The sequence below is a fragment of the Spiroplasma endosymbiont of Asaphidion curtum genome (assembly GCF_964031085.1).
GTDB lineage: Bacteria > Bacillota_I > Bacilli_A > Mycoplasmatales > Nriv7 > Nriv7.
Genome location: NZ_OZ035001.1, coordinates 564,206 through 586,940 on the forward strand (window position 1 = coordinate 564,206; position 22,735 = coordinate 586,940).

General features: G+C 25.1%; 21 protein-coding genes and 1 pseudogene. 7 read left to right on the forward strand and 15 right to left on the reverse strand.

What is annotated here, in order from left to right; translation table 4 throughout:
• Positions 1–40: 40 nt before the first annotated feature.
• From AAHJ00_RS03360 to AAHJ00_RS03400, 9 genes are all read right to left on the reverse strand, one after another.
• The gene (locus AAHJ00_RS03360; protein ID WP_342224517.1) at positions 41–457 is read right to left on the reverse strand and encodes a helix-turn-helix domain-containing protein; all 417 of its coding nucleotides are present in this window, start codon (positions 455–457) and stop codon (positions 41–43) included.
• A 75-nt stretch (positions 458–532) separates the two neighbouring features.
• Positions 533–706 (reverse strand): hypothetical protein, encoded by a 174-nt coding sequence (locus AAHJ00_RS03365; RefSeq protein ID WP_342224518.1) that lies wholly within the window; start codon positions 704–706, stop codon positions 533–535.
• Positions 696–1,019, reverse strand: a complete 324-nt coding sequence (locus tag AAHJ00_RS03370; RefSeq protein WP_342224519.1) for a transposase family protein — start codon at positions 1,017–1,019, stop codon at positions 696–698. The genes AAHJ00_RS03365 and AAHJ00_RS03370 overlap by 11 nt, the downstream gene beginning before the upstream one ends.
• Positions 1,020–1,560: 541 nt before the next feature.
• Positions 1,561–4,995 (reverse strand): ABC transporter permease, encoded by a 3,435-nt coding sequence (locus tag AAHJ00_RS03375; protein WP_342224520.1) that lies wholly within the window; start codon positions 4,993–4,995, stop codon positions 1,561–1,563.
• A 29-nt stretch (positions 4,996–5,024) separates the two neighbouring features.
• Complete coding sequence (locus AAHJ00_RS03380; protein WP_342224521.1) at positions 5,025–5,321, reverse strand: hypothetical protein; 297 nt, start codon at positions 5,319–5,321, stop codon at positions 5,025–5,027.
• Positions 5,322–5,369: 48 nt separating this feature from the next.
• The gene (gene greA / locus AAHJ00_RS03385) at positions 5,370–5,858 is read right to left on the reverse strand and encodes a transcription elongation factor GreA (protein ID WP_342224522.1); all 489 of its coding nucleotides are present in this window, start codon (positions 5,856–5,858) and stop codon (positions 5,370–5,372) included.
• A 165-nt stretch (positions 5,859–6,023) separates the two neighbouring features.
• On the reverse strand, positions 6,024–6,458 hold the full coding sequence (gene ruvX / locus AAHJ00_RS03390) for a Holliday junction resolvase RuvX (RefSeq protein WP_342224523.1): 435 nt from the start codon (positions 6,456–6,458) through the stop codon (positions 6,024–6,026).
• Entirely contained in the window at positions 6,446–9,193 is a 2,748-nt protein-coding gene (gene alaS / locus AAHJ00_RS03395) for an alanine--tRNA ligase (protein WP_342224524.1), read from the reverse strand. The genes ruvX and alaS overlap by 13 nt, the downstream gene beginning before the upstream one ends.
• 26 nt (positions 9,194–9,219) lie before the next feature.
• On the reverse strand, positions 9,220–10,896 hold the full coding sequence (locus AAHJ00_RS03400) for an AI-2E family transporter (protein WP_342224525.1): 1,677 nt from the start codon (positions 10,894–10,896) through the stop codon (positions 9,220–9,222).
• 377 nt (positions 10,897–11,273) lie between these two features.
• Between AAHJ00_RS03400 and AAHJ00_RS03405 the strand changes: the two genes are divergently transcribed.
• Positions 11,274–12,224, forward strand: coding sequence for an IS30 family transposase (locus tag AAHJ00_RS03405; protein ID WP_342223478.1), 951 nt, complete (start codon positions 11,274–11,276; stop codon positions 12,222–12,224).
• Here AAHJ00_RS03405 and AAHJ00_RS03410 read toward each other — a convergent pair.
• Positions 12,221–12,430: a hypothetical protein gene (locus AAHJ00_RS03410; protein WP_342224526.1), complete on the reverse strand. Its 210-nt coding sequence runs from the start codon at positions 12,428–12,430 to the stop codon at positions 12,221–12,223. The genes AAHJ00_RS03405 and AAHJ00_RS03410 overlap by 4 nt on opposite strands.
• Positions 12,431–12,631: 201 nt before the next feature.
• Here AAHJ00_RS03410 and AAHJ00_RS03415 point away from each other — a divergent pair, with 201 nt between their 5' ends.
• From AAHJ00_RS03415 to AAHJ00_RS03440, 6 genes are all read left to right on the forward strand, one after another.
• The gene (locus AAHJ00_RS03415; protein WP_342224527.1) at positions 12,632–12,805 is read left to right on the forward strand and encodes a hypothetical protein; all 174 of its coding nucleotides are present in this window, start codon (positions 12,632–12,634) and stop codon (positions 12,803–12,805) included.
• A gap of 259 nt (positions 12,806–13,064) precedes the next feature.
• Positions 13,065–14,789, forward strand: coding sequence for a phosphoenolpyruvate--protein phosphotransferase (gene ptsP, locus AAHJ00_RS03420; protein WP_342224528.1), 1,725 nt, complete (start codon positions 13,065–13,067; stop codon positions 14,787–14,789).
• A 282-nt stretch (positions 14,790–15,071) separates the two neighbouring features.
• Positions 15,072–17,519 carry a leucine--tRNA ligase gene (leuS, locus tag AAHJ00_RS03425; protein WP_342224529.1) on the forward strand — a complete coding sequence of 816 codons (2,448 nt, stop codon included), beginning with the start codon at positions 15,072–15,074 and terminating at the stop codon, positions 17,517–17,519.
• Positions 17,512–17,646: a hypothetical protein gene (locus AAHJ00_RS03430; protein ID WP_342224530.1), complete on the forward strand. Its 135-nt coding sequence runs from the start codon at positions 17,512–17,514 to the stop codon at positions 17,644–17,646. The genes leuS and AAHJ00_RS03430 overlap by 8 nt, the downstream gene beginning before the upstream one ends.
• A gap of 22 nt (positions 17,647–17,668) precedes the next feature.
• Positions 17,669–18,492 (forward strand): IS5 family transposase gene (locus AAHJ00_RS03435; RefSeq protein WP_342223477.1). Its coding sequence is split into 2 segments (ribosomal slippage): positions 17,669–18,065 and positions 18,065–18,492, totalling 825 coding nucleotides; the frame shifts between segments, so codons are not numbered across the junction.
• A gap of 294 nt (positions 18,493–18,786) precedes the next feature.
• On the forward strand, positions 18,787–19,737 hold the full coding sequence (locus AAHJ00_RS03440; protein ID WP_342223478.1) for an IS30 family transposase: 951 nt from the start codon (positions 18,787–18,789) through the stop codon (positions 19,735–19,737).
• Positions 19,738–19,935: 198 nt separating this feature from the next.
• On the opposite strand, the gene AAHJ00_RS03445 is transcribed toward AAHJ00_RS03440, so the two are convergent.
• The 5 genes and pseudogenes from AAHJ00_RS03445 to AAHJ00_RS03465 all read right to left on the reverse strand — a co-directional run bounded on the left by AAHJ00_RS03445 (position 19,936) and on the right by AAHJ00_RS03465 (position 22,734).
• Positions 19,936–20,103, reverse strand: a complete 168-nt coding sequence (locus AAHJ00_RS03445) for a chromate transporter (protein ID WP_342224531.1) — start codon at positions 20,101–20,103, stop codon at positions 19,936–19,938.
• Between the two features lie 77 nt (positions 20,104–20,180).
• Positions 20,181–20,452: pseudogene (gene rpsO / locus AAHJ00_RS03450) on the reverse strand (30S ribosomal protein S15).
• 95 nt (positions 20,453–20,547) lie between these two features.
• Complete coding sequence (ribF, locus tag AAHJ00_RS03455; RefSeq protein WP_342224532.1) at positions 20,548–21,450, reverse strand: riboflavin biosynthesis protein RibF; 903 nt, start codon at positions 21,448–21,450, stop codon at positions 20,548–20,550.
• Positions 21,437–22,297: a tRNA pseudouridine(55) synthase TruB gene (truB, locus tag AAHJ00_RS03460; RefSeq protein WP_342224533.1), complete on the reverse strand. Its 861-nt coding sequence runs from the start codon at positions 22,295–22,297 to the stop codon at positions 21,437–21,439. The genes ribF and truB overlap by 14 nt, the downstream gene beginning before the upstream one ends.
• Positions 22,298–22,545: 248 nt before the next feature.
• Positions 22,546–22,734 (reverse strand): hypothetical protein, encoded by a 189-nt coding sequence (locus AAHJ00_RS03465; RefSeq protein ID WP_342224534.1) that lies wholly within the window; start codon positions 22,732–22,734, stop codon positions 22,546–22,548.
• Position 22,735 lies beyond the last annotated feature (1 nt).

Sequence of the window (22,735 nt, forward strand, 5' to 3'; positions counted from 1 at the left end):
CTTAGCATCATGAAATTTTTATATGAGATTTTTTGCAATTTTATTTACTTGCACTTACAAGTATAATTCAGCTTTTATTAGTAACTTTTTCAAGTAATCCAGAATAAATTCAATTGTAAATTGTTTTAAAACTAATAATTCATTCTTTATGAAAATTTTTAATTCTGCCATAAATTTGTTCAGGCGATCAACCTAATAGTAATTTTTGTTGTACATATTTTACTAATTCTCTATTTTTAAACTTATGAAAATAAACATGTGATTGTTTTCTGTTTTCTGCTTTATTTTGTGCAATTAATGAAAAATAATGATTACTATCTTTATTTCTATTGACTTCTCGAATAATAGTACTAATACTTCGATTAAGATTTTTAGCTATTTCACTAATTTTTACTTTAAACTTCAATTGATTCTCAATATAAATTCTTTCATATATGCCAAGATGTTTGTAACCCATATAAAAACTCCTTGCTTTGTTTTTTCTAAAATAAACTTAGCATCATGAAATTTTTATATGAGATTTTTTGCAATTTTATTTACTTGCACTTACAAGTATAATTCAGCATAAATCAATAATTATTTGCGATTTTAATGAATGTTGCCTTTTCTTACCAGAAAATAATAATTTTAGTTTTTTTAATTCTTCAATTGGAATTTCTGTAGCATCAATTGCTAATAAATTATTATTAGTACCCTTATTTTCCAATAATATCTTTTTGCCAGGTATATTGAAAGTGACTATTTTTTATTAGAGTATTTTCAACTCAAAAGATATTACGAATACAACTAACATGACTAATATTATATTTTTTTGCAATAATAAGATATGTACTATATTCTTTTCAGTATTCTAAAGTCATAAGTAATCTTTGCTCTATTGATAATTTATTTGGTCTACCACCAATTTGTTTTTGTTTAGCTTCAGCTTCTTTTAAAATTTCTACCATTTTCATGAAAGTTTTATATTTTATGCCTATTAGACTATAAAATTCATTTTCGTCTTTGTATTTATCTAACATTTGTACTTCACCTAGGAAATAATATTATCAAAATAGTAGATAAAATTAAAGGTTATGTACCAAGTCTAATAACTCTAATGAATTATTTTTTTCTAAAAAATCATTTTCTGATAAATCAAAGAAATAAGTTAATTCATTATTATATTTTACTATTAAAGGGTGATTTTTCTTTCTTAAAAGAAGTGTTTTTTTAGCACATTCACGATAGTTCTTATAATCCTTCCTTATAAATTTTATTTATCACTGGTAGTAATATCTTATTCCGTTTCTTCATTGCTAAATAATCTCTTCCTCTCTTTTTGTTTGTTAGATATTTAGATATAAAAAATGACTTAAATTTTAATTAAAATTTAAGTCATTTTACTTACTTTTTTTATTGCAGAGTACATTCCTGAACTGCTATAGTTTTTTAAAATTTTTAAAAAACTGATGATTTTCACTTTTCATAAAAATATTATGAAATATTAAAGTTAAAATAGCAAGGTTATTTTTTCCTTTTTATAAAAATTGCTGATCTTTTATTATTTAAACTAGTTTTTTCCTATGATGTTTTTTGTAAGATGAGAACATCTTTTCTTTGAATAATAAAAATTGAAATAAAGTATGTTATGAGAAGAATAAATAATACAATGCCAATTGTTAATAATAAAGAAATTAATGAAATATGAGTTAGATACATAATTCCTGAGAGTTTAAATATATAAGTACCCACAATATATCAAGTTAAAAATGAAAGTCCCACACCACCAGCAAAGAAAAGAATAACAGCAATTAAATACCAACCAATAATTAAACTAACAATTTGCTTAATATGATAACCAAGAATTTTCATTGTCGCAATAATAAAAATATTATCATCAATAATCATTGAAACTAATAAAATTAAAACATTAATTACTACTACTAAGGTTACATAACGAATTGTATCTAAAACACTACTAATGATATTTAAAAGATTAGTAATACCCTCTTTTGCTAAACGAATAATAAGAATGCTATTAAAATTAGCAGTATTCTTAATTCCTAATGTTGGAATGTTAGGTTCTTCTTTTATTAATGGTGGTCTTACTAAATTGTTTTTATTGTTGTTAGTACTAATACTATCAATTGTGACAATCGGAATACTATCTCTTTCATAATAAAGTCCCATTGACCGTAAGGGTTGTAACACTTCATTTTTTCCCATTATAAAATTATAAAAATTATTATTTTGAAAATCATTACCTTCTTTGTTAACATCAATAATGTCATAATTGTCAGCATTCTTAATAGCTTCACGATAAACAAAGTATTTCGCAATTAGTTTTTCATTAGTGACAATACTTCATCCATCGGTAGCATTATCAATAATACCAACAATCTTAATATTCATATCTTTAATTCAAAACATATTAAAATTATTAATAATATCACCGACTTGATATTGATGCTGATAATATTCAGCATAGCTACGAGAAACAAGAACTGGTAATATGCGATGCTTAACATTATAATCATTAGGATTATTAAAGTAAAGTTGATCAATATATTGATCACTATTTTTAATATTTAATATGTCTTGAAAAGATTTTTGATTTACACCATAAACAAACGCATTAAATCCTGAATTAATCTTCTGAATTTCGTTTAATGTGGGAATATTGAAATAATAACGATTCATCAAATAATCTTGTGTATTATCATATTCTACATAATTAAGGGTTAAATCAATATTTTCAATATTAATATTGGTATTTTTAAAATTATCTATAATATTTAAAAAACTCATAATGTCTTTAAAGTTAAATTCAGGTGGCATTTTTTTACTAAGTTCAATAATTAATTTCCGATTTTTTAAAATAATATCTATTGTGTCACTACTAACATTAAATTTATATCGTTCAGGAATTTTTATTTGTAACGCTTTAAGGCGATTAAATCATTTCATAAGTTGGTTTTGTTTATCAACATTTAACTTATGAAATATTTGAATAAGAGTAATATTAGGATTTTTATTTAGAATTTTCTGAACGATACCGAAAATTTCTTTTAACTTCTCATTGCCAATAGCGTTAAAAAGACGATAAATAGTTGTTTTTTTAGTATCAGGTTTTATTTCTTCATCTTGTCAATCAACAATATAATATGCAAATTCTCTCCTTGAATTATAATTATAAACATTAAATGTCCGAGAACCAATTATATCTTGTAAAGCAATATATTCATATTGTTGATTATAAAAATAAGCAGTAGTTGCCGATTGTTTTGTATTATTAGCATTAAATTGATCATAATCAGTAATATTACGATATTGTTCATTATAACTATTACTACTAGCAATTTTTCATTCCGAGTGAAAACTATCAATTTTATGATGCATTGTATCCACAGTTAAATATTGTAAAAATAAAATAAATGAAGCTAATAGCAAAATACTACCACTTACTAATCATTTTCCAAATGATTTAGTAAAAAATGCTACTGAAAGACGAAATGAAAATGGAAATTTAACTACTAATGATTTAAAAAAATGTGCTGCTAAATAACCTTTACTACTATTGGAAGCATAAATTAATTCTAATACAGGCATTCGTAAAAGAAAGGTTGTTAATCCTCAACAAACAAAAGTAAATAATAATGGTAAAAAGATGAAAAAAATTAATGAAATTTTAATATCAAAATAAATTGTTACAATGCCGAAATTATAAATTAACATTGCTCCTGAAAATTGCTTTTGAAATAACAATGAAATTCCAAATCCTAAAATAGCAGCTAAAGATGTAATAATAAAAATTGAACCAATAAAATTAAACGAAATTTGTCAACCTTTATAACCAAATGATTTTAAAATTCCAATTTGAGTGCGTTGGTCATTAATTTCTTTACGAATAAAAAAAGATACAATTAAAACTAATGCTGACATTGAAATTAAAGTTAAAGCAATAAAAACAATACTTTGAATAATTAAATTACTTATTAATTCATCACTTATAACTTTAATAAAATTTTTATTAACATCTTCAATTAAAGTTTTTTCTTTTAATTGCTTGTAAATATCTTTTTGAGCTTGAACTTCATCACCAGTAATTGTTAAATAAATACTAGAATTTTTAAAACTACTTTTAGTATCATTACGAAAATGATCATCAAATAAAAGATCAATGGTAGTATAAATTACGCCATTATCTTTAGGACTTAACTGTTTGGGAATTAATGTTTGAATTAAACTATTTTTTTGAATAAACTTTGTTGTATAACTATTTCCGATGCCCGCAACAATAAATTTATTATTTTTAATTATAAATGAATCATTAATTTTAATATTATGGACATAACTATAAGTCTCGCTAATAACAATTTCATCATTTCTAATCGGAATTCGTCCTTTAACAATACTAACAGGATTATTATTAATTAATCCAATATTTTCTAAATAAAAACTAGGAACAATATCAAATTCTTGCCCATTATTATTTTGGATGCGTCCTTTAAAAAATAATGAACTTTTAATATTTTTAGATTTTGTTGCCATTAAAATTCGCCAATTACGAATGCTAGTTTCACGAAGTGGAACTTTATCACTGTCTTTATTTTGAGTGATGACAATTAAATGGATTGAACAAAGCATTGGATCAATAAAAGGTTCTTGTTTATTTTGATTTTCAATTTGACAATTAAAACCTTCATTTTCAAGTTTTGCTAACATTAGCATTAATTTAGCATTATTATTTTCAAAAGGAATGATAGTATTTTCTGTTAAATCAATAGTTGTATTGCTACTATCATTAATTAACTTTAATTCTGAGCGATTAGAAATACGATGTGTTGGTCGCAAAGGATTTTTATAGATTAAATCATATTTTGATGTAATTTGTTGATTGTTAGCAAACATGGCACTAAAAATACTAATTGCTAACACAAGCAAAATTAGTAAACCAATATATTGTAAAAATTGTTTCTTAATAGAACGAAAAGAGTTTTTTAAAAGAACAAACATCTACTTAACCCCCATAAGTATGAAATAACTTATTTGGCGACACTAAAAATAAAGTGAATATTATTGGGTTTAATCAATATTGATTCATTAATATTATTAATAATGTGGTTTTGTAAATGTTCGCAAAGAGTTTCTAAATTTGTTTCTTTATTTATTTTTAAAACTATTGATACCACTCATTGTTCGCTAAAAAAATTAATTTTAATATTTTTTCTTTGAATATCTAATGATGGAAATGATTTTAAATATGAAATTAATAATTTTTTAATAACTAATTGACTAATTTGTAAGGCACCACTTTTATTTGTCAGAACAGTTAACTTCACGATATCACTCCAAAAATACACAACTTTAAATTTTTAATATTTAGTATTTTATTTTCCAATTTCTAAAATTTTAACTTTATATTTTGTATCCTTACCTTTAATTTCAACAATATCATTAACACTGTGATCAAAAATAGCTTTAACTAAGGGTGTTTCATTAGAAATTTTATTTTCAAAAGGATCGGCTTCTACAGTACCGACAACTTTAAAAGTTGATTTATTATTAGTTTTTAAATTAAGAATAGTTACTATTGAACCAATTCTAATGGTTTTAGTTCTTTGACGATCAGTAGCAATAACTTTAGCTCGTGCTAAAGTATCTTCAATTTCTTTAATTCGACCTTCAACTTCAGCTTGACGATTTCTTGCTGATTCATACTCAGCATTTTCTGATAAATCACCTTGGTTTCGTGCTTCAACTAATTCTTTAATTACTTGTGGGCGAATAATATTAATTAACTCATTTAATTCTTGATTTAATTCTTCTTTACCTTCTTTAGTTAACAAAATTTCATTATTGTTATTATTATCTTCCATTACTTTGTCTCCTTTATCATTATGTATTATAACATATATTAGACTTCTTGCATAACCTAGTTAATTGTTATCAAAATTATTTTAGATTTTAGAAAAATGTTTATTTTAAAGTGGTTAAATTTAAAATTTTTATTATTTTAATAGGTTATGCAAGAAGTCTATTATTTATTCTTTTTTTGCTTTTGCAAGTTGTTGTAAATAATCAAAATAGTTTTGTAAAATTAATTGAGCAGCTAATTTATCTTTATTCATTTTTCGTTTTTTTCGCGAAACATTAGCAGTTAACATTATTTGATTAGCAGATCGTGATGTTAATCTTTCATCTCATAAAATAATTTCTAAATTAGTTTTTGTTTTTAGTTGCAAAACAAAATCTTCAACCATTATTGTTGTTCTACTTTTAGATCCATTCATATTTAAGGGATGACCAACAATAATTATATCAATATTTTCTTGCTTAACAAATTGTAATATTAAATTAATAGCCTTAGAAAAATTATATTCAGAAAAATTAATTGTTGTTTTTGATAAACTAATAATTCCTTGACCAATAGCTAAACCAATTGTTTTGCTACCTACATCTAAACCTAAATATTTCATAACATATCTTCTTGTTTTAATTGCTGTAATAATTCTTGCATTTTTATTTCATTATTAAATCCACCTAAAGCTAATTGCATATTTCCGCCGCCAGAACCTTGACATTGCTTTGTTAAAGATTTAACAATTGTAACCGCACTTAATCCTTCTTTAATTAAAGATTCACTAACAACTACTAATAACGAATTTTTTATATTAATATTCTTATTAGTAAAAATAATTACTAATTTATTATCTAATAATCGATATTTATCAGCTAATAACTTTAAAGTAGCAATTGTGAGATTATTAAATTGATAAATTAAAATATTATATGTAGATAATGAAATAATTTCAAGATTTTGATATTGACTAATTTGTTCTTTAATTAGTATTTGTTCAGCATTTTTTTCTCATTTTTTAAAAGCAATTTGAAGTTCACTATATAATGAATGCAATTGTTTTCATATTGCATTACTAATATCATTCAAACTAGTAATGGTATTAAATAGTTGTTCAAGATAACTATCTGCTAGTAAATTTTTATTATATTTTCCAAATTTTTCAGCACTTTTTGTTTTTAAATCTTTAATTTGTTCATCATAATAATTATTAATTGTTTTTCTTGATGTTAAAGCTTGAAAACGATAAATACCAGTTCCTTTGGATTCAATACTAGTAACTAATAATTGTTCAATATCACCTGTATATTTAACATGGGTTCCCCCACATAATTCAATAGAATAATTACCAAATTTAACAACACGAACTTCATCATCATACTTCTCGTTAAAAAATGCTATTGCATTCATTTTAATTGCTTCATCATAACTAGTAATATAAATTTCACAACTATCATTTTGAGCAACTCATTTAGTTACTAAATCATTAATATCTTGTAAATTTTGGGTTGTAATTTCTTTATTGTATGCAATATCTAGTCGTAAATATTGATAGTTATTAAATGAACCAATTTGCATGGCATCAACACCTAAAATTTCTCTAATCGCTGAATGCAATAAATGAGTCCCCGAATGATTTTTCATTCCATAATTACGATGATGATGATTAATAACAGCACAAACAATATCATTAGTTTTGAAAGTACCGTTAACTTGTACTCGATGAATGTGTTGCTTATTGGGTGCTAATTTGACATCAATAACTTCACCAAGCATTGTTGCATTACTAATTATTCCTGTATCATTAGCTTGACCACCTTTTTCAGCGTAAAATGGTGTGGCATCAAGTACCATATCAACAATATCATCTTTAACTGATGTCAACATTTCTTCACCATAAAATAAAGCTATCACTTTAGCTTGTGGATTTTCTTCTACTTCGTATCCAATAAAAGTGCTGGAGATTTTTAAATCTAATAATAATTTATTTTGCATATCCATTGCTTCAATTTGTTGATTACTACGAGCATTGCGGGCATCTTTTCTTTGTTCTTCTAATAATTCATTATATCTTACTAAATCAATAGTAATATTTTCTTCAGTTGCTAACTCAATCGTTAAATCAATCGGAAAACCATAAGTATCATATAGTTTAAAAGCATTTTCAGCTGTAATTGTTTTTTCTTTAATTAGCATTTCTTTAAAATGATTAAAACCTTGTTTTAGATTATTAAAAAACTTTTCCTCTTCCTTTTTAACAGTACTAGTAATAATTTCTTGTTTTGTTTCTAAATTAGGATAATAATCTTTCATCAAATTAACAACAATAATAACTAATTTATATAAAAACGGTTCGTTAATGTTCAATTTATGACCATAAACCATTGCTCGACGAATTAAACGGCGAATAACATAACCGCGATCTTTATTACTAGGAAAAACACCATCACCAATAGCAAAAGCAATCGCTCTAATATGGTCACTAATAACTTTAAACGCAACATTAATTTTTGTTTGTTCATTAGGTTTTTCAAAAATATTATTTAGAACATAGGAAACTTTAACTAATTTAGTAATATGTTCAATTATCGGTAAAAATAAATCAGTTTCAAAGTTAGTAGGTACTTCTTGGATTATACAAGCTAATCGTTCTAAACCTGCCCCTGTATCAATATTTTTACAAGGTAAATTATGATAATTACCTTGACCATCATTATTACTCTCTGAAAAAACAATATTTCAAATTTCTAAATAACGATCATTTTCAATATTATCTTGCAATAACTTCAAACCATAATTTTCTTTATCTCAAACAATTCCCCGATCATAAAAAATTTCCGTATTTGGACCACAAGGGCCTTGGCCCATATCTCAAAAGTTCGTATCACGACACCCTAAAATAATTTGACTTGAATCTAAACCAATAACTTCTTTTCAAATTTTAATGGTATCAGTATCATCTAGAAAAACAGTAACAATCAATTTATTAGCATCAATACCTAATCATTGTTTACTAGTTAAAAATTCTCAAGCAAAAACAATAGCCTCTTTTTTAAAATAATCACCAATTGAAAAATTACCTAGCATTTCAAATAAAGTATGATGTCTTGCTGTGTAACCAATATTTTCAATATCATTAGTTCGCAATGCCTTTTGCGAGTTTACCAATCGTTGATGAGGTGGAATTTTTCTACCATCAAAATACGGTTTTAAGGTTGCAACACCAGAATTAATTCATAATAATGAATTATCATTAACAGGAATTAATGATGCACTAGGTAAAACATAATGGCCATTCTTAATAAAGAAATCAAGAAATTTCTGTCTAATCTTACTAGTTGTTAAGTATTTCATTGATTTATACCCCTTTAATTTAAAATTTACAAAAGCAATTTTTTATCATAAATATCGTTAGCTACTGCTTTAATTGTCGCTATTGTGGGTACCACAATAATCATTCCTCAAATACCAATAATTGCCCCAAAAATAGAAATTCCCATTAATATTGTAACTGGATGTAATTTGGTTACTCGTCCAAAAATTTTTGGATAAACAAAAGCATTTTCAATTAATTGAACAATAAATGCACCAACTACAGCAACAATCATTGGCACCCAACTAACTAATTCATTCGTTCCTGATGGTGCTACTAAAGCATCTAATACTCCGGCTAAAGCAATGGGAACCATCCCAATAAATGGTCCCACATAAGGGACAATATTAGCAAAAGTCATAAATAAACCTAATACCGCAAAAGAACTTTTATATGTGGATCCACCACCCACATAACCAGCAATAGCCATCATAATAGTTGTAAAAGTAAACATATAACTCATATCAATTAATATTCCCCGACCATAACCAAACAATGATTTTTGCAAAGCATTCGCAATAATTTCTTTGCGTTTAATATTTTTCCCAGGAATTAATTGCGTTTTTAAAAAATTAGTAAACGATTTATCGCCACCTAACAAAAACATTGTAATCATAATCGTAATAAATAAGCCATAAAAAATACTAGCTATCGTTCAAAAATAGCGATTAAGAAGAATATTAGTTAAATTAGATGCTGTTGTATAACCATAAATTGTATTAATAATATCAACTAAAAAAGTTGCTGAAAAAAATCATTGTGCTGTTGCCCCAAAACTAAATAATAACTGATACATTTTCCCTAATTTGTTACCATCAAATGCAACACCAATTTTTGCACTATTAATTACACCTTCATTTACTAAATTTAAATTAATTTCATTTGGACCAACACTAGTAGGAATATTATTTGTGTTTAATCATGATTGGATTTCAGTATATAAATTTGTAAAATATTCAATAACACTGTCTAAAGATGGTTGCTTTAAATAGCGTAAATAATCAACAACAAATTTATTAGTTGAATCCAAATAAATACCATAGTCATTGCGTAATTTTGTTAATAAAATTTCCCAAGCACTTTTATTATCAAGTGCTTTACTTTTAATTTGACTTAATATGTCTTGTCAATTATCTTTTATTGGTGTTCAATCAACATTAGTTTGTAATCGTCATTGTTCAGTTTCTGTATCATAACCAAAACCAAAAATATGTGATAAAAGTGATTTATTTTGATCAACTCCTGTACCTTTTCAATTATCTAATCTTTCTTTAATAACTGTACTATCGCCTAAGAACTGACTAATAAAACTTACAAATTGGTCAATAAATAATCAAAGCAAAAAAACAATAATAAAAATGCCAATAATTAGAGAAATAAAAAAAGTTAAATATTTTGCCACAGTTTTATTAAATTTTAATTTAATCAAACGATAAATTAAAGGATTCAGAACTCAAATCACAGCTAATGCTAATCCTAAGGGAATAAAAACTAAAATAACATTTAAAATAATTTGATCAGCACCGGTAAGTTTTAATAATAGAAGAACTACTAAACAAATTAAAGTTATAAATAATCATCTTGTTCATTTGTGGTCAAAACTAATAGTAAATTTGGAAGAATTACCTTTACTGTTAACATTATTCGTTTTTATTTCAATGTTTTTAGTATTTGTTGTTTCCATCTTACAAATCGTTCCTTAAAATATTTTAAAAAATAAATTTACAATTTACAATTAAAATTATATCATAAGAAATTAAATTTATTAAGAATACCTAAATGACGGATGGAGTAAAAAATTATTTGTTTTAATAGACTTCTTGCATTACTTATTAAAATAATTACAAATTATTTGTAAATAAAAAATACTATATAGTAATTTCTAACTTTTATTAGGTTAATACTTATGGATTTTATTAAATGTGTAAATTTTGACACAACAAAAAATTATTTTGCTGAATTATACTTGTAAGTGCAAGTAAATAAAATTGCAAAAAATCTCATATAAAAATTTCATGATGCTAAGTTTATTTTAGAAAAAACAAAGCAAGGAGTTTTTATATGGGTTACAAACATCTTGGCATATATGAAAGAATTTATATTGAGAATCAATTGAAGTTTAAAGTAAAAATTAGTGAAATAGCTAAAAATCTTAATCGAAGTATTAGTACTATTATTCGAGAAGTCAATAGAAATAAAGATAGTAATCATTATTTTTCATTAATTGCACAAAATAAAGCAGAAAACAGAAAACAATCACATGTTTATTTTCATAAGTTTAAAAATAGAGAATTAGTAAAATATGTACAACAAAAATTACTATTAGGTTGATCGCCTGAACAAATTTATGGCAGAATTAAAAATTTTCATAAAGAATGAATTATTAGTTTTAAAACAATTTACAATTGAATTTATTCTGGATTACTTGAAAAAGTTACTAATAAAAATTTAAGAAGAAAAGGTAAGAAACGAAAATCTCAAGAAAATCGCGGTAAATTTAATGGTAAATCAATTAAAGAACGAAATATTAATGTTAATAATCGTATAACTGTTGGTCATTGAGAAGGTGATACTGTAGTATCATCACGAGGTAAAAGTAAATCATGTTTAATAACTTTAGTTGAAAGAACATCAAGATTTACTTTAGCAATGTTAGTTGAAAATAGAACTACTAAAGTTGTTAACGAAAACATTAGCCATTATTTATCAATTCTTCCAAATAATCTTGTTAAGACTATAACATTTGATAGGGGTAAAGAATTTTCTAATTGACAACAACTTGAAAAAAATTTAAATGTGAAAATTTATTTTGCTAATGCGTATTCGCCTTGACAAAGAGGTACTAATGAAAATACTAATGGTTTAATTAGAGAAAAATTTCCTAAAAAATTTAATTTTTCAAATACTACTAAAAATGCAGTTCATAAATTTATATTGTCTTTAAACCAAAGACCAAGAAAAATACTAAATTATCTTTCACCAATCGAATATTTGGTTAGAAAAATAATTTAGTTGCACTTAACTTTACAATTTGGCAATCCAATATTTTTATTAGTATTAATCCTATTTATATTATTATCATTCAAGGCTGGTGACACTAATAACTGTCAATGTTTAACAACATTTAAATATGAGACTGCAGTAGATATTTTTCCCATCGTAACAGTAAATTGTGGTATCTTCTGACCTAATAATTTTCTTCATTCATCAAATTTCATTCCAAACCAATACCCCATAACCTTATTAAATTCTTGATTATCATCTCATACTCTCATAATTTTATTAAATAGACTTGGTACATAACTATAACATTTTGCATCTACCAAACTATAAAATTCATTTTCGTCTTTGTATTTATCTAATATTTGTGCTTCATCTAGAAAATAATATTATCAAAATAGTAGATAAAATTGAGGGTTATGTACCAAGTCTATTATATTAATGAAAATATTAATTCAGAAATAGAAATCAGAAAAGAAATATATAAAACTTCATTATGGAGAAATAAATATAATAATAAAAATGATGATAGTTGAATTAATAAGGGTAGTATTGTATATACGAATAAATATAGAAAACATAAATTTAGATAATTAGTGATAATTTAATAAAATTAATAATTTTTTATTGTGTAAAAATTCAATAATATGATAAAATAATAACGAATAAAAATGACAATAACAAGAAAGGCAGGGTTAGTTTAGTAATTAAATAATATAATTAGCTGATTGTTTTGCTTCTTCAAAGCAATACCTAAGAAAACTAAACGCGGTCGATTGCAATTGTTATTGGAAAAACTGAACTTTTTTATATATAATTACTATTAAGCATATATAGAAACGAGGACATATTATGGAGTTGAAAGCTATTGGTGCTTCAAGCGGAATTGCCGTTGCTAAAGTATATAAGTTAATTGAACAACGAATTGAAGTTGAAAAAGAACGAGTTACTAATATTGAAGAACAATTACGAAATTTAGAACAAGCGTTGGATGTATCGCTTACTGAAATTCAGAAATTATATACTGAAACTCTTAAAAAACTTGGTGAAGAAAAAGCTAAAATTTTTATGGCTCATGAGCAAATTATTAGTGATCCAACTATTATTGATGAAATAAAACAGATGATTACTAGTGAACAAGTTACTAGTTCGTATGCGAGTTTTGTTGTTGCTAATAAATATATTGCGATGTTTAAAACGATGGATGATGCTTATATGTATGAAAGAGCAAGTGATATTGAAGATGTTACTAATCGTTTAATTAAGCATTTATTAGGAATGCAAATTCAGGATTTAGCAATTATTGATGAAGAAGTAATTATTGTTAGTTCTGATTTAACGCCATCACAAACAGCACAATTAAATCCAGAATTTGTGAAAGGATTTCTTTGTGAAATTGGTGGCAGAACATCACATGCGGCAATTATGGCGCGTAGTTTAGAAATTCCTGCGATTTTAGGATTAGAAAATATTACTAGTAAAGTAAATAATGATGATTTAATTATTATGGATGGAAAAAGTGGCGTGGTCATAACTAATCCTAGTAGTGCTCAACAAGTTGAATGAAAAGAATTACAAACGCAATGAAAAATTAAGCAACAACAATTGCAAAAATATAAGGATGAACCAACAATAACTTTAGATGGTCATAAAGTTACTTTAGAAGGAAATATTGGTTCTTTTCACGATGTTGATAGTGTTATTGATAATGGTGGTAATGGAGTTGGATTATTTCGTTCAGAATTTTTATATATGAATAGTAATCAATGACCAACTGAAGAAGAACAATTCCAAGCATATAAAACTGTCTTAGAGAAAATGCCTAATGATATGGTTGTTATTCGGACACTTGATATTGGTGGCGATAAACATTTATCGTATTATCAGTTTGAATCGGAAATGAATCCTTTTTTAGGTTATCGAGCAATTCGTTTGTGTTTAGATCAAGTTGATGTTTTTAAAACGCAATTGCGAGCATTACTAAGAGCATCGGTTTATGGTAAATTAGCAATTATGTTTCCTATGATTGCTACTGTGAATGAGTTTAAAGAAGCTAAAGCCATAACTTTACAATGTAAAGAAGCATTAAAGCAAGAAAATATTGCTGTTAGTGATGATATTCAAATTGGAATGATGGTTGAAATTCCTGTTGCTGCGGTAATGAGTGATATTTTTTCTCAATATGCTGATTTTGTTTCAATTGGAACTAATGATTTAATTCAATATGGGATTGCTGTTGATCGAATGTCTCAGAAGGTATCATATTTATATCAACCCTATCATCCAGGAATTTTAAGACTAATTAAAATGACAATTGATGGTGCTCATTTAAATAAGAAATGAGTTGGAATGTGTGGTGAAATGGCAGGAGAAATTTTGGCATTGCCATTATTATTAGGAATGGGATTAGATTACTTTTCAATGTCATCAACATCAATATTAGAAGCAAGAAAAATTATTAATAGTTTAACTAAAAAAGAGACAGTTGTTCTTATGAATGAGGCTTTAAAATGTCATAATGAAAATGAAGTAATTGACCTTGTTACTAAATTCTTACAAGAAAAGAAATTAATTTAATGTTTTTAAATATGATATTGGCAACGACAACAATAAATAAAAATATGGGGATTGCTTTAACTGTTAGTTGTTTTATTTTGACAATTTTATGTTTTGTTATTCATTGACTGTTAGTAACAAAATATTTTTCAAAGGTTCTTCATAAGGATACATTGTGATTTTTTATTAAGAAAAATATTTTATTTTTATGTGGATGTATGTTTACTCTTGGGTTTATTGCTTCCTTAATTTCTGTATTGAGAATATTTGGTTAAAAGATATATAATTTAGAAAGGATACATTATGATTTATTCACATCGTGCTTTAGAAAAAAAGTGACAAGAGTATTGAAAAAATCAGCAAATATTTAAGACGCCGAGTAATGTTAAAACTAAAAAGACTTATATTCTTGATATGTTTCCATATCCATCTGGTGCTGGATTACATGTTGGTCATTTAAAAGGTTATATTGCTACTGATGTAATGGCACGATTTCGTAAGATGCAAGGTTATGCTGTTTTGCATCCTATTGGTTGGGATGCGTTTGGTTTACCAGCTGAACAGTATGCTTTAAAAACGAAAAATAATCCTGTAAGTTTTACTTTGGAAAATATTAATAATTTTCGTCATCAATTGCAACGATTAGGTTTTTCTTATGATTATAATAAAGAAATAAATACTACTGACCCTAATTATTATCAATGAACACAATGAATATTTTCACAAATTTATAAAAAAGGTTTAGTTCAATTAAAATGAAGTGATGTTAATTGATGTGAAAAATTAGGAACAGTTTTAGCTAATGAAGAGGTTTTACTTATTGAAGGAAAAATGGTTTCTGAAAGAGGTCATTATCCGGTTATTAAAAGACCAATGCAACAATGAGTTTTAAAAATAACTAATTATGCTTCAAGACTATTAAAAGGATTAGATGATTTAGATTGACCTAATTCAGTTAAAGAATTGCAAAGAAATTGAATTGGTGAACGATTAGGGGCATTAGTGGATTTTAAAATTCAAAATTCATTAGAAAAAATTTCAGTTTTTACTACAAGGTTGGATACGATTTTTGGTATTAGTGCTATTATTTTAGCACCAGAGCATCCATTAGTAGTTTCGCTTACTATTAAAGATAATGGTCAACAAATAAATGAGTATTTATCACAAGTTAAAATGAAAACTGATTTAGAACGCCAAGAGTTAAATAAGGGTAAACAAGGGGTATTTACTGGTAGTTATGCGTTGCATCCGTTAACAAATGAGTTAATTCCAATTTGAGTTGCTGATTATGTTTTATATCATTATGGAACAGGAGCAATAATGTGTGTTCCAGCACATAGTGCTGAAGATTATCTTTTAGCATTAAAATATAATTTACCAATAAAGATTGTTATTGAAAATGATAATATGAAAATGCCAATAACTGGTGATGGCATTCATATTAATTCTCAGTTTTTGAATGGACTAAATAATGAACAAGCCATTAGTAAAGTTATTAATGTTTTGGAAGCAAAAGGGATAGCTAAAAAACATACAACTTATAAATTACGCGATTGATTGTTTTCTCGTCAAAGATATTGAGGTGAACCGTTTCCAATTATTTTTTGAGATGATGATACCATTAGTTTAGTTGATGAGTTAGATTTACCGATAATGTTACCATTAACAGATAATATTGTTTCAACAGTTACTGGACAGTCGCCATTGGCAAATATGGTTGATTTTGTTAATGTTACTAGAAATGATGGTGTTAAAGGGAAAAGAGATACAAATACAATGCCACAATGAGCAGGTAGTTGTTGATATTATTTAGCATATATTTTGAAACAAGATAATGGTAGTTTTATTCCCTTAAATAGTAAAACCGCATTTAAATTATTTGAACAATGATTACCAGTTGATTTGTATGTTGGTGGTCAAGAACATGCGGTGTTGCATTTACTATATGCTCGGTTTTGACATCAAGTATTGTATGATTTAAAAGTTGTTCCAACGCCAGAACCTTTTATGAAACTTGTTAATCAAGGAATGATTTTAGGTGTTGATGGTGAAAAGATGTCAAAATCAAAAGATAATGGTGTTAATCCAGATGATATCATTATGACGCATGGTGCTGATGCTTTACGAGTTTATGAGATGTTTTTGGGACCATTAACAGCATCAATGCCATGAAATATTCAAGGTATGGATGGTACAAGAAGATGATTAGATCGGATTTATCGTTTAGTAACTGAACATCTTGCTTGAATTATTAAAAAAAATGATGGTCAAATGGATAAAGTTTATCATCAAACAGTGTTTAAAGTAACTACTGATTTGGAAAATTTAGCTTTTAATACGGCGATATCATCATTAATGGTTTTTGTTAATGCTTGTTATAAAACAAAACAAATTTATTTACCTTATTTTTTAGGATTTATCAAAATGTTAAGTTTATTTGCTGTGCATTTAGCAGAAGAATTATGATTAATGTTAGCACGAGAAAGTAGTGTTGCTGTTCAAAAATGGCCTGAATATGATGCTAAGTATTTAGTGAAAGAAGAAGTTGTTGTTGTGGTTCAAGTTAATGGTAAATTACGAGGAAAATTAAATGTTGTGCCTAATTTATCACAAGAAGAAATTTTAAAAATTATTCAAAACGATGACTATTTACAAAAAATTTTATATCAATATGAAATTAAGCAAACAATATTTGTAATGAATAAAATTATTAACTTTGTTACTAAAGTAGTGGATAAACACGATGATTAAACGAGCGATTATTTTTGCTGCTGGAGTCGGCAGAAGATTAAAATTAAATCATCAGCATAAATCATTATTAGACTTCTTGCATTACTTATTTATTAAACAAAATTCCTATAAAATATATTTAAAATAGAAATTATAAGGAATTTAAGATTATGAAATTTGATAAATTTAATTTTATTAATGATAAAGAATTATTACGATTAACTGGAATAAAGCAAAGTACTTTTAATAAAATGTTAAATATTTTAAAAGAAGCTGAGTTAAAAAAGTTTAAAAGAGGTGGTAAAAATAATAAATTATCATTAGAAAATAGATTATTGATGACTTTATCATATTGACGAGAATATCGTACTTATTTTCATCTTGGTAAAAGTTTTGATATTAGTGAAGCTAGTTGTTATCGAAATATCAAGTGAATTGAAGATATTTTAATCAAACATCCTGATTTTCAACAACTTGCTGGTAAAAAAGCATTAATAAATGATTATTTTAATGATAAAACAATTATTATTGATGCTACAGAAACACCCATTCAACGCCCAAAAAAAGACAAAAACAATCTTATTCAGGAAAAAAGAAAAAACACACTATTAAAACACAAGTAATTATTGAAAAAGAAAGCAAAATAATTATTGCAACAAATTTTTCTCTCGGTAAAAAGCATGATTTTTGTTTATTTAAAGAATCAAAAATCCCAATTTTAAAAAATACTAAATTAATAGTTGATAATGGTTATCAAGGAATACAAAAAATTCATAGTAATGTTCTAATACCTAAGAAAAAAACAAAGAAAAACCCTTTAAATAAAGAACAAAAACATAATAATAAATTAATTTCAAAAATGAGAATTATTATTGAAAATATTTTTGCTATTCTTAAAAAATTTAAAATTATTACTGAAAAATATCGTAATCGTAGAAAACGATTTAGTTTAAGATTTAATTTAATTGCTTCAATTTATAATTTGCAATTATAGATAACATAAAATATTTATTTAAAATTAAATTTAAATAATAGACTTCTTGCATTACTTATTAAAATAATTACAAATTATTTGTAAATAAAAAATACTATATAGTAATTTCTAACTTTTATTAGGTTAATACTTATGGATTTTATTAAATGTGTAAATTTTGACACAACAAAAAATTATTTTATTATTTGCTGAATTATACTTGTAAGTGCAAGTAAATAAAATTGCAAAAAATCTCATATAAAAATTTCATGATGCTAAGTTTATTTTAGAAAAAACAAAGCAAGGAGTTTTTATATGGGTTACAAACATCTTGGCATATATGAAAGAATTTATATTGAGAATCAATTGAAGTTTAAAGTAAAAATTAGTGAAATAGCTAAAAATCTTAATCGAAGTATTAGTACTATTATTCGAGAAGTCAATAGAAATAAAGATAGTAATCATTATTTTTCATTAATTGCACAAAATAAAGCAGAAAACAGAAAACAATCACATGTTTATTTTCATAAGTTTAAAAATAGAGAATTAGTAAAATATGTACAACAAAAATTACTATTAGGTTGATCGCCTGAACAAATTTATGGCAGAATTAAAAATTTTCATAAAGAATGAATTATTAGTTTTAAAACAATTTACAATTGAATTTATTCTGGATTACTTGAAAAAGTTACTAATAAAAATTTAAGAAGAAAAGGTAAGAAACGAAAATCTCAAGAAAATCGCGGTAAATTTAATGGTAAATCAATTAAAGAACGAAATATTAATGTTAATAATCGTATAACTGTTGGTCATTGAGAAGGTGATACTGTAGTATCATCACGAGGTAAAAGTAAATCATGTTTAATAACTTTAGTTGAAAGAACATCAAGATTTACTTTAGCAATGTTAGTTGAAAATAGAACTACTAAAGTTGTTAACGAAAACATTAGCCATTATTTATCAATTCTTCCAAATAATCTTGTTAAGACTATAACATTTGATAGGGGTAAAGAATTTTCTAATTGACAACAACTTGAAAAAAATTTAAATGTGAAAATTTATTTTGCTAATGCGTATTCGCCTTGACAAAGAGGTACTAATGAAAATACTAATGGTTTAATTAGAGAAAAATTTCCTAAAAAATTTAATTTTTCAAATACTACTAAAAATGCAGTTCATAAATTTATATTGTCTTTAAACCAAAGACCAAGAAAAATACTAAATTATCTTTCACCAATCGAATATTTGGTTAGAAAAATAATTTAGTTGCACTTAACTTTACAATTTGGCTTAAATATTTAACATTTTATTAAAAGTACTTTGCTTTATTCCAGTTAATCGTAATAATTCTTTATCATTAATAAAATTAAATTTATCAAATTTCATAATCTTAAATTCCTTATAATTTCTATTTTAAATATATTTTATAGGAATTTTGTTTAATAAATAAGTAATGCAAGAAGTCTAATGATTAAATTTATCCTCAGTTATTCATCGCTTCTTAACTACAACTTCATTTTTAATTAAAGGCATTACGGCATTCCCGCCACCAAAACCAAAAAAAGATATTTTCAAAAAAACATAAAACAATTGTCAATATAATTGCCATTTTGAGTATTTTGTTTTTTTCATCATATCAACCCTTAATATCTTATAAAAAGAAAAAGAATCAGCATCTAATTCTCTTTCTTAATAATTTTAATAATTTATTATTTTCTTAGTTTTAATTGTTCAATTATTTTACGATAACGATTAATATCATGAGCTTTTAAGTAATCTAACATATTTCGTCTTTGTGATACTTTTCTTACTAAACTTCGTTCAGTAACAACAAATCTTTACGATGTATTTTTAAATGTGCCGTTAAATTAGTAATATCCTCTGTTAAAAGTGCTATTTGTACTTCTGCTGAACTCGTATCTTTTTCTTTTCTACCAAATTTAGCAATAATTTGTTTTTTATCCTCAGCTGTAATTGCCATTTAATAAATCCTCCAATAATTATAAACTTAACTAAAACCAATTAATAAAACAGAAGGTATTTTAAAAACTTGTAATAGTCGTATTCGTATAAATATTAACCTATTTTACGAAAATATTCAAGTGTTTTGCTGTAATCTTCACTAATTAACTGTTTTAAATGTTCTAAACTTTTAACAGCAATATTATCTCGTAAATACTTTAAAAAGGAAATTTTAATTTTTACACCATAAATATTTTTATTAAAATTAAGAATATATGATTCACATTTTAAAACATTATCAATTCTAATAATACAAGAGATTGCTTGATACTTTTTATTTTCTAAACTAACATTAGTAATATAAACACCCTCATTTAATATTGAGAAATTATCATTTAGATGAATATTTGCTGTTGGAAATTGAATTTTACTACCTAATTTATTACCTTTAACAACAACACCTTTAATATTATAAGGTTGTAATAATAACTTATTAGCACTAGCAATTTGTTTTTCTTGTAGTAACTGACGAATATATGTTGTTGATACCCGAATATCATTATTAATTAAAACTTTATTAACAACAATTACTTTAGAAAAATTGTTCTGCAAATGACTAATATTTCCCAGACCAAAATTTGCAAAACGAAAATCATCACCAACAACAATAATATCAATATTCAATTGTTTAAGATAAAAAATAAACTGTTCAATTGATCATTTTCTTGTATTATCATTAAATGGAAAAATAGCAAAATTATCAAATCCCATTAATGAAACTAATTTTTGCTTATCTTCCATATCAAGCAAGTCATCATATTGTTGTTGTAAAATTATTTTCTTTGGTGCGATTGAAAAAGTAAAAAATAGTGATTGATAATTATTTTCTTTAGCTTCTTTTAATACTGTTTGAGTTAATAACTGATGTCCAATATGAAGTCCATCAAAAAATCCTAAACACGCTACTTGTTTATTTGAAAATTGCTGTTTTTCATCAATAGTATTAATTATTTTCATTATTTCATAATCCTTTTTTGCAATAATATTTATTATCTAGTCCCTTCACATATATTGCTAATGGGACTTGATTATTATCAGTTAACAATACAGTATCATTTTCAACATCTTTTAATTGAATAGCCTTACCATTTTTAATATCTTTTGTTTCCTTAACATTAATAAGTGGCATATAGTCTTGTAATACATTTGATAATGAAATCATATTTCGTTCTTGAATTTTATCAAGTTCTCAACAATTACTAATCTTATATGCACCACTAGCTATTCTTTGCAATTTTTTTACTGTTGCTACCGTATTTAAAGTTTTAGCAATGTCTACTACTAAACTACGAATATATGTTCCTTTTAAACATTTAACTTTTATGGAAGCATAAGGAAAATCAAAATTTACTAACTCTAAATATTCTAACTTAACAAGTCGTTTTGCTAATAATATCTCTTGTTCTTTACGAGCATATTCATAAAGTTTTTTCCCTTGAAACTTAATCGCAGAATATTTAGGTGGTATTTGATTATACGATAACGGAAAAAAATTTAAACAATTAAGAAATTGTTCTTTTATAATTAACTTATTATCATTAGCAATAACATTACCAGTAATATCACCACTATTAGTTAAAATATTAAATTGCATTGTTACTAAATACTCTTTCGTTTCGTTCAATAATAATGAAGAAATCTTTGTCGCTTGATTGACCAAAATTATTAGTACACCAGTAGCTAGAGGGTCTAAAGTTCCGGCATGACCAACTTTATAATATTTAAACTTTTTTTTAAGATAAGATACTACTTGATGTGATGTCATCCCAGTAGGTTTATCAATTAGTAAAATTCCTGAATTCATTATAATAAAAAATCTCCAAAGATATTATATCATACTTAAAAGACCTTGAAAAATTTACCAATATAACTAAAAAGGAAACAATTAAATTGTTTCCTCCAAAAACTTAATACACATATTTTCTCAACTCTTTCAATATGCGTAAGCACTAAGTAAAACTATTACTAGAATTACTTAGTTAAATATTAACACAATATAATCAAATTATCATCCTTTTTATATTAGCAACAAGAAATTATTTTAATCCATCATTAAATTCAAGTAATTATTCAGTTAATCATTGCTGTCTTTGTTGTCTTTTTTCTTTTTCTTGATTTTTCTTTTTCTTGCTGTTTTTGCTCTCTTGCTTGTTGTTCTTGTGGCTTTTTATCATTAGTTATTTTATTATTAAGTTCTATTTCGGAATAATTAGAACTATTAGTATTGATAGTAAAGTCCATT